12 protein-coding genes are annotated in these 12,496 nt (G+C 40.9%); 5 read left to right on the forward strand and 7 right to left on the reverse strand.

The features are described 5' to 3' along the window. The first annotated feature begins 479 nt into the window (after positions 1 to 479). Together WC310_04935 and WC310_04940 are read left to right on the forward strand one after the other, a co-directional pair. Positions 480 to 737: an RNA-binding protein gene (locus tag WC310_04935; protein ID MFA5359130.1), complete on the forward strand. Its 258-nt coding sequence runs from the start codon at positions 480 to 482 to the stop codon at positions 735 to 737. Positions 738 to 941: 204 nt separating this feature from the next. Continuing rightward, positions 942 to 2,090 (forward strand): hypothetical protein, encoded by a 1,149-nt coding sequence (locus WC310_04940; protein ID MFA5359131.1) that lies wholly within the window; start codon positions 942 to 944, stop codon positions 2,088 to 2,090. 48 nt (positions 2,091 to 2,138) lie between these two features. On the opposite strand, the gene WC310_04945 is transcribed toward WC310_04940, so the two are convergent. The 3 genes from WC310_04945 to WC310_04955 are packed head-to-tail and all read right to left on the reverse strand — an operon-like array spanning position 2,139 to position 3,471. Next, on the reverse strand, positions 2,139 to 2,750 hold the full coding sequence (locus WC310_04945) for a hypothetical protein (GenBank protein ID MFA5359132.1): 612 nt from the start codon (positions 2,748 to 2,750) through the stop codon (positions 2,139 to 2,141). Beyond that, positions 2,740 to 2,886 (reverse strand): hypothetical protein, encoded by a 147-nt coding sequence (locus WC310_04950; protein ID MFA5359133.1) that lies wholly within the window; start codon positions 2,884 to 2,886, stop codon positions 2,740 to 2,742. The genes WC310_04945 and WC310_04950 overlap by 11 nt, the downstream gene beginning before the upstream one ends. A 21-nt stretch (positions 2,887 to 2,907) precedes the next feature. Beyond that, positions 2,908 to 3,471 carry a phosphatase PAP2 family protein gene (locus WC310_04955; protein MFA5359134.1) on the reverse strand — a complete coding sequence of 188 codons (564 nt, stop codon included), beginning with the start codon at positions 3,469 to 3,471 and terminating at the stop codon, positions 2,908 to 2,910. 177 nt (positions 3,472 to 3,648) lie between these two features. Between WC310_04955 and WC310_04960 the strand changes: the two genes are divergently transcribed. From WC310_04960 to tsaE, 3 genes are all read left to right on the forward strand, one after another. Continuing rightward, the gene (locus tag WC310_04960; protein MFA5359135.1) at positions 3,649 to 3,990 is read left to right on the forward strand and encodes a VanZ family protein; all 342 of its coding nucleotides are present in this window, start codon (positions 3,649 to 3,651) and stop codon (positions 3,988 to 3,990) included. Between the two features lie 4 nt (positions 3,991 to 3,994). Next, the gene (tsaD, locus tag WC310_04965; protein ID MFA5359136.1) at positions 3,995 to 5,035 is read left to right on the forward strand and encodes a tRNA (adenosine(37)-N6)-threonylcarbamoyltransferase complex transferase subunit TsaD; all 1,041 of its coding nucleotides are present in this window, start codon (positions 3,995 to 3,997) and stop codon (positions 5,033 to 5,035) included. Between the two features lie 92 nt (positions 5,036 to 5,127). Beyond that, positions 5,128 to 5,553 (forward strand): tRNA (adenosine(37)-N6)-threonylcarbamoyltransferase complex ATPase subunit type 1 TsaE, encoded by a 426-nt coding sequence (gene tsaE / locus WC310_04970; GenBank protein ID MFA5359137.1) that lies wholly within the window; start codon positions 5,128 to 5,130, stop codon positions 5,551 to 5,553. A 66-nt stretch (positions 5,554 to 5,619) separates the two neighbouring features. On the opposite strand, the gene WC310_04975 is transcribed toward tsaE, so the two are convergent. From WC310_04975 to ftsH, 4 genes are all read right to left on the reverse strand, one after another. Further along, positions 5,620 to 7,644 (reverse strand): hypothetical protein, encoded by a 2,025-nt coding sequence (locus WC310_04975; protein ID MFA5359138.1) that lies wholly within the window; start codon positions 7,642 to 7,644, stop codon positions 5,620 to 5,622. Between the two features lie 64 nt (positions 7,645 to 7,708). After that, positions 7,709 to 9,421, reverse strand: a complete 1,713-nt coding sequence (locus tag WC310_04980; GenBank protein ID MFA5359139.1) for a GspE/PulE family protein — start codon at positions 9,419 to 9,421, stop codon at positions 7,709 to 7,711. 85 nt (positions 9,422 to 9,506) lie between these two features. After that, positions 9,507 to 10,496, reverse strand: a complete 990-nt coding sequence (locus WC310_04985) for a hypothetical protein (GenBank protein ID MFA5359140.1) — start codon at positions 10,494 to 10,496, stop codon at positions 9,507 to 9,509. A 108-nt stretch (positions 10,497 to 10,604) separates the two neighbouring features. After that, positions 10,605 to 12,425, reverse strand: coding sequence for an ATP-dependent zinc metalloprotease FtsH (gene ftsH / locus WC310_04990; GenBank protein ID MFA5359141.1), 1,821 nt, complete (start codon positions 12,423 to 12,425; stop codon positions 10,605 to 10,607). Positions 12,426 to 12,496 lie beyond the last annotated feature (71 nt).

Consider the following 12,496-nt stretch of genomic DNA (forward strand, 5'->3'; position numbering starts at 1 on the left):
CGCCAAGGCGGGGCTCGACTCTCGGGGCTTCGGCTTTGGCGCAGCTTCCGCTCCCAAACCCCCGCAGTTTTAACAATTTAATATTTTTGAAATGAGGTTAAAGCCTTGGCTGGCATAAGCCAGCAAAATGTTAATTTTATTCAAAGTAGAATAATCGTTATTCCCTACCAAAGGCGGCAACTGAGCGTCAAGGAGAGGCAGATATCAGTGCAATGTGCACTAGCGAATTTGCCGCCAAAAGTTTCTTTGGCTTCTTTCTTTCTAAAAGAAAGAAGCGGCCTGCCCCGCCCAGGGGCACGGTGGGAATAAAGCCATTATCCTACCATTGACATTTTCATCGCACTCTGCCATAATTACCTCGATTTCTCAAATAAGCTTCGTTCCCTTTGTATTTGGACATTCGTGCGCGGATATAATTTTTATGCAGGGTGTGAAAAGTCGGAAGCAAAAGAGAATGCTAAGTAACTTACAAAACATCAATGGGTAAAAATTTATACGTCGGCGGTTTGTCCTATAGTTCTACCGAAGAGTCCGTCAAAGCTGCTTTTTCCGCAGCTGGCGAAGTCGAATCCGTAAGAATTATCACTGATAAATTTTCTGGTCGCTCAAAAGGTTTTGGTTTCGTCACTATGAAAGACGAAGCTGGAGCTGCCAAGGCGATCGAAATGTTTGATGGTCAGGAAATTGACGGTCGCAAGGTCAAAGTCAATGAAGCCAGACCTCTTGAAAGACAATAACTTTCAACTACTTATTTCAATTTGATATTTAAATTGCAATAACAAAATCAGGGTGCGCGCAGCCCTGTTTTTTGTTTTTACTTTTAAAAAAATTGCTCAAAAATGTTTTTTCTGGCATAATACCATCAAATATAAACAGAAAGTTAGTTAAAAATATTTACACTGATAACAAAAAATAAATGGTACAAAAAAGTTAAACTTTTTATGAATATTGCGGAAAAATTTAAGACCGAAATCCCCGCCGGTGAAAAACAACCGCTGGAAGAACGGCTCCGACAATGGATTTCCAACACTGATCCCGAAGAAGCAAAAAAAATACTTGAAGATTTCGGCAGGGAATACCCGGAAATAAGCATTAAAGATCTGGAAATATGCCGAATTTGGGCATGGCAGCGTCTGGGATTGGAACAATATACGCCTGAAATCATCTTGCAGCTTTATGAAATAATTCAAGACAATCCCGATATTGCCCTGGGTCCGACATCTTTTCGCTTTTGCGACTCAATAGAAAAAATATTACACCAAATAGATCTGACAAAAAAAATACTTGGTGACAATTCGGAAAAATTTTATCAAGGTGAACCGACTACCATAGAAATAATCGATGACTACGAAATAAAAATACACTCTCACGACTGTCCCTATGGCATCGGTCTGATTTGTTTTAGCATGTGGAACGACGATAACAAACTTTTTCAAATATCTTTTTATCCTTCGTCGCCTATAGTGCTCTACGAAATGAAGGGGGCTGCCAGCCCAAAAAACGAAAAAGAAGCAAGAGACAGAAAACGTGTCGTACACAAGTTCGAATCAAAATACGGTTTATCAATCTTGGGCAAACTAACCGCTACTTTTCTCAAAACCGCTGATACTTACGACGAAGAAGCCAGGGTTATTTCCGGCCTATCACTTTGGCGCAACTTCGGAGTGTCTGATAAAAAAATAGAACAAATAGATAGATTGCATCAAAAAACCATGACCGAACTTGGCGTCAAACATCCGCCGGAGATTCAATCTGTTATTGGCTCGATTAACCGTTTGGCACGAGAAATCAGAAAATCCCCCTTCCATCAAGGATCACCAAAATTTGATCAACTAGTGGACTTCGTGATAAAAGAAGAATACGCCAAAAATGGTAACGGACAGCGCTGGGAAGATTTTGCCGCTAAACTTTTATTTTCTCGCCATATCGAAGATCGTGTTTATACTATAAACCAGCTGCGTTTTTATTTTTTACAACGCTACCCGGAAATATACCAAAACCAACCAGACAAAGCGGCTCTTGATTTTCATCCGCCGGCATTTTACGAAATAGACAAACGAAAGATAAAGCAGATTATCGGTAAAAACTAAAAAATTTTAAAAGCGGCACCAAATGATGCCGCTTTATTTTTTGTTTGTTCAATCAACCGAAAGGTCGTTACCGACCTTTTTCGCCCATTTGCTTAAAGTAAGAGAACCGTTGCACTCGGAAACGAACCCGAACGTAATGATTTGATCAGTGTCTTTTTGCGGCTGGTTATTTGCCGCAAGCAAAGTCTCAAGAAAACAGTAGACCTTGCCGTAAGCTGAGACAACCTGATTCCAAGTCGTCCAAGAATCCACCACGCCGTACCAAGCACTGCCTTCAAACCAGAACGGCGTCCAATTTTTACCGCGATTGTTAAGGAAAAACTGGATACCGGCCCTTTCATACTGGTCATCTTTCCACTGAACCCATAGATTAAACGGGTCAGCTACCGCAAACAGCTTCGCATCCATGCGACTGATCGTTTGCACAAACCCCATACACTCCAAATCTTCTAAGGTTGTTATAAGCCGGTCGGAAATGTTAACAACAAATTCAACCTTCCCATTCAGATCTTCCAAACTAGCCGGCTCACGAATAGCCGTGACGCACAACAACCGCAGCACCGCGGCGTGATCGGATGATTGCTTAGACAGTTTGGCAAATAATTTCTTGTATTTTTTTACCCAACTGCCGGCAAAAAATTCCGCGCGGCTAATCACCATCTTTCTTTCCCTCCTCGTCTTTCGGGATGTACTGCTTCGCCAGATTGAAATAATCCTTGGTCTTGCGCCGCAACTCCGAGGAAATAATCATACCAACACCGTAACCGATCAAAAAACCGACCAAACCTGCAAACATTTTCGTATCTCCTTTAGGTTATTACTTTTTGACCATAAACGGCCACTGATGATAAGCCGCGATATAAATCGTGGCGGCAACGATAGCTCCAAGTATCGAGTCGAGTAGATAGTGCTGCTTGACTGTCAAAGTGGAAACACAAATTGCGATTCCCCAGACCAGAAACCATGCACCCAAAATTTTTTCTCGGCGATACAATACCGCGCTAGCAAAAAGAGCCAGGGAAACGTGCAGGCTCGGCAAACAGTTGTTTGGCTGGTCGCTGACCACAAGCAAATCATACAGCCAGGTAAGCCACGTCGGCGTGAACTGTACCGGCGCTCGTGGGTAGCACGTGGGATAAGTAACAAAAGCTATGGCATGCATCGCTATGATAACTGCCACCCCCAGCGTTGCGAGCCCAAAATCTTTTTTTAGTACCAACCAAGTACCGACCATAATCTGGACGAAAACCGAAAGGTAGATAACCAGGCTCCAGCCGATAAAAGGAATGTACTGCTCGCCAAACAAAAACGGCACCGTGTGCCGCTGACCGAGATCAATCTGATTTGGCACCAGGTAAAGCAGCATCCAAACGATTGACATGCCTAAAACTGAATAGATTCGAGGCCTTTCCTCAATCCATCTGATGGCTATTTTCATTACATCCCCCTATTTTTCAACGTTCAGATTAAAACATTTAACTATACCTGACACTAAAAGTCAATAACTGATTGATTTTTATCGTCGTGTTTGCTATTTTAGAGACATCAATCAAAAAATATGAGAGAGCTAATCCAAAGAAAAAGTGCCGGAATGTTTGCCTTTGTTTTTTTTGCCAGCCTTTTCGTCCTATTTTGGCCGCTAGCCGCCAGCGAATCAAAAATCCTTTATCTGGACAAGTTTGTCCATAGTGGATTGTTTTTTGTCTTGTCGTTTTTTGGTCTGGTCGCCTACCGTCGTTATGTCAAAGGGTTTTTGGCGATTTTGATTATTTATGCAGTCGCCAGTGAAATTATTCAGGAACTTTTTATCTCTGGACGCGGCTTTGATTCTTATGATATTATCGCTGATATTATCGGCATCTTGCTGGCTTATTTATTAATAAAAAAAACTCTTGTCTAAAAATATGATTGTTTTGGGGATCGAAAGCTCCTGCGATGAAACAGCGGCAGCAATAATTGAGACAAAGAACGGAAATACTGTCATACGCAGCAGCATTGTTTTGTCGCAAATACCTATCCACCGTAAATTTGGCGGTGTAGTGCCGGAGGTGGCGGCGCGAAAACACGTTGAAAATATTTTACCGGTAATAGACAGATCTTTGGTACAAGCAAAAATTAAAATGGACAAAATCGACCGTATCGCCGTTACCCGCGGTCCCGGACTAATCACATCACTGATGGTCGGTGTCCAGACCGCCAAATCACTTGCCTATATTTACAATAAACCGCTTGTCGGCATCAATCACCTAGAGGGACATCTTCTTGCCAGCCTGCTTGGTCCCGCACCGACTGCCGCGCGCCGGAAGCCGCACACTCTCTTTCCTGCCATCGGCCTGATCGCATCCGGCGGACATACGGAAATAATACTTGTCAAAAAAATCGGTGACTATAAAAAAATAGGTCAAACGCTTGATGATGCCGCTGGTGAATGCTTTGATAAAGCGGCAAAAATTTTAAACCTCGGCTATCCCGGCGGACCGGAGATTTCCAAGCTAGCCAAAAACGGCAATCCGCAAAGTTACAAACTACCCCGACCGATGATTGACCGTGATAATTTCGATTTTAGCTTTTCTGGTCTCAAAACCAGTATCCTTTATTTTGTCCAAAAAAACGGCACACCGAGAGGCAAAAGGCTAAACGATTTTTGTGCTTCGGTAGAATCAGCTATCATCGATGTCCTGATCAGCAAAACCTTTCGTGCTGCCAAAGAGTACAAAGCCAAAACCATTATAGTTGGTGGCGGTGTCGTAGCTAATAAAAATTTGCGCCAAACATTAAAAGAAAAAATTGATAAAGAAATTCCTTCCGCTCATCTAGATCTATCAGCCCTTGATTATTGTGGCGATAACGCAGCGATGATTGCCCTAGCCGGCGCTTATGCTAAACCCCCTAGAGACGGCTGGAAAAATATTACCGTCGATCCCAATCTGGAAATTGGAAAGTAGAGACAAAAAAACAAGAGACGAGAGACAAGAATCTAGAGACAAGAATTTAGAATTTCAAATCCCAGTTCCTAGATCCCAACTCCTAATTTATTATGTCCTATACCACTACTACCGAAAAACAAACTTTTAATCTCGGCAAAGCTCTCGCCAAAAATCTAAATGGCGGCGAGACGATTTTGCTGCAGGGAAATTTGGGCAGTGGCAAAACAATTCTAACCAAAGGAATAGCCGCGGGGTTAAATATAAAAAAAACCATTACTAGTCCGACCTTTGTTTTGTTCAAAGTCTATCCGGTTAAAAAACACCGAACCATCAAACGACTGGTTCACGCCGATTGCTATCGTTTAACCGACGGACAGGCGATACTGGATGCCGGACTGGAAGAATATATCGGAAACAAAGATACGTTAGTTATTATTGAATGGGGTGAAAAAATAAAAACCATCATACCAACAAAAACTATTAAAATAATTTTCAAACAAAGAGGCAAAATACGAACGCTAAATATTTCTTGTTAACTAAAATATTACACCAAAAACCCCGCAAATCACGGGGTTTTTATTATCTAAATTTTATTCAACCAATTATTCCAAGCTGCCAACCTTCACCTTGCGTAAATCGCTGTTTTTTATACCAACGGACAGATTACGCATTAATTCATAAGCGGCGTTCCCGTCTTTCATATAATATCTTTTACCGTCAGCCGGATTAACATACCAAGCTTCCCCGCCGTGATCAATTTGCAATAAAATTTTTCCTTTTAAACGATTAACTAATTTATTATCAAAAGTCAGCTTACTGGTACCGAGCGGATTATAGTAATAAGTCAGCTCTTTTGCGTCATTATACCCATCATAATCAGAGTCAGCGTTATTTTTATCAGTACCGATAGCATCTTCCAAATAATCTTTGAGACTGTCGTTGTCGGAATCATAGTTCGCATCACTATTACGCCAACCAACCGGAATCTTTTCCAGATCCTTGGTCGTGATACCTAAACCAAAAGCGCGCAATGCCGTATAAGCCGATTCGCCGTTTTTGAGATAATAACGCTTGCTGGTATCAGGGTCAACATACCAAGCCTGACCTTCACCTTCAACTTGTAATAATATCTTGCCGCGCAATTTCTCTGTTAGTTTGCTATCAATTTTTGAGGTTAAAGTCATTTCGCTGGAAATAAAACTTTTTTCTTCAGCCGTTGCCTGGTAGTTTAATTTATTTAGTCTACTCTTTAATTCCTTTTCTTCTTTGGTCATATCTTCAGTATTAGGCTTAACAATAGTAACCGCCGGAACGGTTTTAGTCCCAGAAGTTTCAAACCAAAACCAATCGGATCCTATCGGCTGCTCGCGGGTATCACCAAAACCGTCCGTAGAAAATACTTTAAAATAATAACGAGTTGCGCTTTTTAACTTGTCTTGTGAAATCAAAATTTCGTGCATTGAAGTGAGGTTGTCGTTTTTTTCTACTAGTGGCGAGGTGCAAACCGCCGCTTCACAGTATTTTACTAAACTGGTCGAAGCAGTGTTGGTTTCCCAATTAATCTGGGCAATAAACCGACCCGACCCAATATCACTGACTTTAGAGGAAGCATTGTAAATTTCCAGAGTTCTTCCGTCCACACTCGCAAATCTCATATTTTTGGTGCTGCCGCCAAGTGTATAAACATAAATAGTAAACCTTTTACCATCAACACTATAATCATTGGATGAACCGGCTGTAGCCGGTCCAATCATGGAAATCTTACTATCATCTCTATAAACATCGAAATTAACAACGTCTTGTGCCGGGTAAACCGGGGCGACGGTTAAACCATTATTCATTTTAACTTTATCACCGTCAATTAAATTATAGCTGCCATCACCAATATAAACAGTCGGTTTTTGCAAACCATTTTCCACACCCATAAAACTTTTCCAATCATTTTTACCATAAGGATACTCCACTTCATCACCAAAACCGTCGATAGCAAAAACTTTATAATAATAAATCGTGTTATCTTTTACGGAAACGATAAACTCGTGGTACTTCGCCATGCCTGAACTTTCCAAAGATTTAGGAGTACTATAAAGACTGCCTTGATAATACAAAATTTTGGTCTTAGCCGCTCGGCTGGTGTTAAAAGTTACTTTAGCATTTACCTGTCCCAACGTTTTGTCGCCAAGATAATAAACTTCTTGCTTAAAATTAGAGATATCCAAATTAACATCGTAGATGCTTTGAAAACTAATGTTAGATTTCCAACCGTCTAACGCCGACCAGGATAAAGAGTTGACTTTGATTTCAATTTTATAGTCAGCTATCCTCGAATCCAAGGAATCCCAACCAACACGAGTAAAATCAGTTTCCCCTAACTTGCTGAAACTGTTATCATAAACACTAAATTTCACGTTGTTAAATTGATTACTACCGACGCCGTCGCTATAATAAACCGGCTCGACAATAACGCCACTATTAAGTTTCACCAAATCGCCGTCAGACATGTCATAAGTCCCGTCACCGGAAAAAGTAATACCACTGGCGCTGGCATTAAAAGAAAATAAAAAAATGGCTAATGCTAAGCCACCAGTTTTTATAAAATATTTATCGACGATTTTTCCTTTGAGCATATTTTTTGTTGAATATATTGTTTTTAATCGTTGATAATACACCGGAAAAGAAAAATTGTCAATATTATTTAGCCACCCGGAAAATTTCTTCTACCGAGGTAATGCCATCTAGGGCTTTTAACAGACCGTCTTGAACCATTGTTACCATTCCATTTTTTACAGCTATCTCTTGCATTTGATATTCCGACACCTGACCGCTTAAAATCAACCCCTCTATTTCTTGCGTCATCGACATAATCTCATAAATACCAATTCGTCCCTTATAACCAAGCCCTTGGCATTCTTTACAGCCAGCGCCTTTATAAAATTTCAGCTTGTCCAAACTTATTGCCGCGCGATGTTCCCCTGACTCCGGACTAAGCGTCGATAAAATTTTCATAATATCCGACATTGTTCGGTTGTCTATTTCAGCCTCTACCTTGCAATGTTCGCAAATACGGCGCACCAAACGCTGACCCATCATAACGTTAAGAGCCGGGGCCAACAAAAAAGGTTTGACATTCATTGCCATAAAACGTGGAATGGTCGCTGCGGCAGAATTGGTATGAATAGTGGAAATAACCAAATGTCCGGTGAGCGCCGCGTTGATTGCGGTTTCAGCTGTTTCCAAATCACGGATTTCACCGACCATAATCACATTAGGATCCTGGCGCAAGATAGCCCGCAGACCTTTGACAAAATTATAGTCGGAAGCGACGTCGATCTGACTTTGACTAACACCCTCTAATTCATACTCGATAGGATCTTCCAGGGTAATAATTTTATTACCCGGGGTGTTAAGACGATTCAAAACCGCATACAACGTAGTGGTTTTACCGCTACCGGTCGGACCAGTGGTAATAATCATGCCGTTTGGTTTTCTTATTTCCCTGTCGAGATCGGCATATGCCTTACCGCGCAAACCCAAATCATCAAAATTAATCGATATGGCGGAAGACATCAGTAAACGCATAACTATACTGGCGCCAAAATTTGTCGGCAATGCCGAAACACGAACATCGATTTTTTCCTTGGTTAATTCAATAGAAAAACGACCGTCTTGTGGTTTATCAGCAACATTTAATTTCATCCGCGCCAACAGCTTAATACGCGAATCCAGTTTATGCCAAATATCTTTTGGCAATTTTACAATCTCGTGCAAAATACCATCGATACGAAAACGTATCACTATCCCTTCATCTTCGGCTTCAATATGAATATCGGAAGCACGACCATCAATCGCCGCGGCAATAATAAAAATTACCAGATCAGTTGTTGTTACTTTTCGAATTTTATTTGCCAAGTCTTCAAAATCAGTAAACTGCCCCCGAAACCTCTCTAGGTCTTTTTCTCCGATACTAACTCCCAGCTTTACTTCGCGAAACTTTGGCACCGTTTTATAAAAATATAAAGCCTTCTCAAAGCTATGCTGTGAAACCATGTATAAAGTTATCTTATAATCCTGACTAGTATATTTACGCACTAAATCCTGAGTCGCTGCTGACATCGGATCAACGGCGGCAAAGTAAACATTATCGTCTTTTTTATCAAAACACAGGACTCGCGCAGTGACAGCCTCGTCCTCACCTATTACCGAAATCGCCTCTGGCAATATCGCTAATCTAGAAATATCCATATAAGGAAAACCGGAAGCGGCGGCTTTTTTTGCCGTTTCTTGTTCCTTTTCCGCCAATTTGATTTCTGCCATTTTGGCGTCGAACTTATCCTGTACTTCATTAGTAGAAATTTGCAATCCAACGCGCGGTGATTTTGAATTTTTTGATTCATCGTTTGCCATAAAATCTTTGTTTATTATAGCAAATGCCAGGCGATTTAAAAAGACCCGTTTATCCGCGGGTCTTTTTTAAAAAAATTTTATATAGTTATTTAACGCCCAACTTAGCTGAGGCTATTCTTTGCAACTTACTGGTGATACGGTTACTCTCAAGATGATCAAAAAGTTCAACCCAAACCGCCAGCTGAAAAGTAGATAAAACAGCGGCGATAATAAAAACCATTATTACGAAAATAACCATCAAAATGGCAAAAGAAACAAAGTAAAGAATCGGCAGATTAATAAACAAAACAATTATTGACACAAAATACAAAATGCCGCTTAAAATCGTAACCAAAACACCGGTTGCTATTGCCACTAAAACAGTAATCACAAACAAAATTGCGGCAACCTCCAGAGAAACCAACCAGTTATTGATAAACAATTTCCAGGCCGACTGGATCGCTGCGATAAACGGTTTGTTATAAACACTAATATAGATAGTGCCGTAAACCACTAAAAATGATAAAACCAAAATAACAACAACAAATAAAATAAAAGATAGCAGATAAAAAACCTGCGAAACAAAGAGCGCTTCTGTTACGACTAGCGCCATGATACCGTAAGTAAAAATCACCAGTAAAACGAAAGTGACAATCTTGTTAATCAGGTTAATGCCCAGCACCGGCCAAAAATATTGGCGAGATTTATAAAAAGAAGAAAAAGCATTGCTGCGGGCATTACTATCAATATCGGCGACTTGTTTAATCACGGTTATCTGACTACAAGTAAATATCCAGTAAAAAAACAGTAATAGCAAAACAAAAACAACAAATATCCCGACAAGAAGAAGACCATAAAGCGGCGTAGACAAAAACAATGTTTTTAGACTACCAAAACTAACGCCGGCGCTGGCAACGGCATTCCAGAGTTTAATGAAGTAAAAATCGTGACGAGAAGCAAGACGAAAACCCTGAGCTACTACCTCGTAAACTCCGCCGATTCCCCAAAATAAAGCTAAAAAGCCAAAAAGCCACAGGGCTTTGTTGCGCCAAGTAACATACCAGGCTCTTTTTAAAACATCTCGATAAAGCATCATATTGTCCTCCTATTCCGCGGCTGCGGTAAAATTTTTCCCGCCGCCGGCAAAAAGATAAAGATATAACTTAATAGGTTATTATTCCTTCTCTATTATACAATACTTTTCTCAAGCTTGAAATATGCTTTCAAACTCTTCTTTTTCCAGTGTCTCTTTTTCTATTAATCTTTTGGCAATCTCGTCAAGATACTTTCTTTGTTTTTTTAGCACCTCGCGGACACGGACAACGTTTTCGGCGATTACTTTATCGATTTCCGCATCAATGATTTCCGCTGCTTTCTCGCTATAATCCCGCTGCTCATGGATTTCACGTCCCAAAAATATCATCTCGTCACGACTACCAAAAGTTCGCGGCACTAATTTGTCACTCATGCCGTAAAGCATTACTAGATTTTTGGCAATCTCGGTAGCACGCTGCAAATCATTGCTGGCGCCAGTGGTAACGTCACCGAATATTTCTTTTTCTGCCTCATGACCAGCAAGTAACACGGCGATTTCGTCCAAAAAACCGGCCTTGCTTTGTAATTTGTGATCCTCTGTTGGTAACTTCAAAGTATATCCGGCAGCCCGACCACGGGAAATAATAGATACTTTGTGCACCGAATCGGAGTTTGGCAAAATATGAGCAAGTAATGCATGCCCGGCTTCATGAAAAGCGGTAATTTCTTTTTCCTTGGGAGACAAAATATGACTTTTACGTTCCGGTCCGAGTAAAACTTTTTCGATACTTTCCAAAACATCTATTTGATTAACCTTTTTTTGATTACGGCGAGCGGCAAGTATCGCGCCTTCGTTAAGAACATTAGCCAGATCGGCACCGGAAAAACCAGGGGTTCGTTCCGCTACGCGGCGCAGATCGACTTCTTTATCTAAAACTTTGTTACGAGCATGAATCTTAAGTATCGCCTCACGATCATTAATATCAGGCAAATCCAAAATAACACGACGATCAAAACGACCAGGACGAAGCAACGCCGGATCAAGCACGTCCGGTCTGTTAGTTGCCGCCATAACTATAACATTAGTCGAAGAATCAAAGCCGTCCATTTCCACCAATATCTGGTTTAATGTCTGTTCGCGTTCATCATGTGAACCGCCCAGTCCCGCTCCGCGTTGACGACCGACAGCGTCGATTTCGTCAATAAAAATAATGCACGGCGCGGCTTTTTTAGCCTTACGAAAAAGGTCGCGAACACGGCTAGCGCCGACACCGACAAACATTTCTACAAATTCCGAACCGGAAATAGAAAAAAATGGTACGCGCGCCTCTCCGGCTACGGCTTTAGCAAGCATGGTCTTGCCGGTACCGGGAGCGCCCATTAACAAAACGCCCTTGGGAATTTTGGCACCGAGAGCTAAAAACTTACGCGGAGAAAGTAAAAATTCAACCACCTCTTTTAGTTCTTCTTTCGCTTCTTTGACGCCAGCGACATCTTCAAAAGTAACTCGTTCTTTTTTATTTTTACCCTCCTCTCGAGCTTTACTCTGACCAAAAGACATCGCCTGATTGTTGGCACCGCGCACTTGGCGCATCATAAACCAAATCAGTCCAATAAACAAAATTAACGGGATAACGAAAGGTAAGATAGTGTTGAGCCAAAAAGTAGCACCGGTATCGTCCTGTATTTCCAGGGAAAACTTTTGCATTTTTTCTGAAGTGACGCCGTAGTTTTTAAGCATTGTGGAAAAGGAATCTTCTGGTTCTTTTTTTACTTCTTCCTTAGTACCGTCGGAAAGAACTATTTCCAATTTGTCACCCTTGACTATTATTTTACTAACCTGCTCTTGATTGATTTGCTCCACTACTTTTTCCAGTCCGATGGTTTCGACTTTTTTCTGTAAAGGATTTTCTCCCAAACTAAGTATCGCGGCGATAATCAAAAAAACGACAAAAAAGATAATTATACTGCGCGTAAGGTTATTTTTCATAATATTTTGTTGTTTCTAATATTTAAGAATTAATCTGATTATAGTACGGTTTAGTCAAAAAAACAAGGTAT

This window comes from Patescibacteria group bacterium, assembly GCA_041653535.1.
Classification (GTDB): domain Bacteria; phylum Patescibacteriota; class Patescibacteriia; order JACRDY01; family JACRDY01; genus JBAZFH01.